At 59.9% G+C, this 847-nt stretch carries 2 protein-coding genes; both read left to right on the forward strand.

Annotated features, from left to right (window positions below; translation table 11 throughout):
• On the forward strand, positions 1 to 186 hold a 186-nt coding region (locus JK635_RS28355), incomplete at its 5' end, for a UvrB/UvrC motif-containing protein (RefSeq protein WP_202653614.1).
• A 326-nt stretch (positions 187 to 512) separates the two neighbouring features.
• The coding region (locus tag JK635_RS28360; protein WP_202653616.1) for a uracil-DNA glycosylase family protein at positions 513 to 847 on the forward strand (335 nt) is incomplete at its 3' end.

An 847-nucleotide genomic window follows, 5' to 3' on the forward strand; every position in this document is an offset into this window, starting at 1 on the left:
TATGAGTCGATGAGCGAAAAACAGGTCAGCAAGGAAATCAAGCGCCTGGAAAAAGCGATGATCGACCATGCCAAGAACCTGGAATTCGAGAAGGCGGCGCAGGTGCGCGACCAGTTGCGTATCCTGAAAGAGCAGTTATTCGGGGCCGGCGGCAGCGACAACGTTGTTCCCATCGCCCGCGGTTAATCACCGGACAACGTAGAATCGCGATTTTGCCTGCGGGTGCAGCCGATGTCCGACGCGATTCCTTCCTTGTTCACCGATGCGCTGAAGCTGGCGCATGCCTCCTGGCGGCCAGTGCTGCATGAGGGCCTGGCCGCCGTTTCCAGAGCCAACCCGAATTATCTGCCTGAACTGGCCGCAGACACCTTTTTGCCGACCGAAGGCCGGATTTTCGCGGCCTTTTCCCAGCCTTTGCCGTCAGTACGTTATGTTCTGGTCGGCGAAGGGCCTTATCCACGGGCCGAAAGCGCCACCGGCTATTGCTTCATGGNACTTCGCTGCGCAACTTCATGAAAATGCTGCTGGTGACCAGCGGCCACCTGAAAAAAGGACAGACCAGCGGCGCAGCCCTGGAACCGATTGCGGCCCAGGCCAGCGCTGCCGGTTCGCCATGGATACAGACCCGGGAAGAATTGCAGGACAAGCTGCTCCGGCAAGGTTTCCTGCTGCTGAATGCGGCGCTGGTGTTTCGTCCGCACGTGCCGCCGCTGAAGGAAGCAAAGGCTTGGCAGCCACTGATGCAGGCAGTGCTGGCCGCACTGGCCGCGCAGGCTGAAAAAGACAAGGCGACATTGCCTACCATGGTGCTATGGGGCAAGGCCGCCGAACTGCTGAGTGGCCTGCC

The organism is Neobacillus paridis (assembly GCF_016765675.1).
GTDB lineage: Bacteria > Bacillota > Bacilli > Bacillales > Cytobacillaceae > Neobacillus > Neobacillus paridis.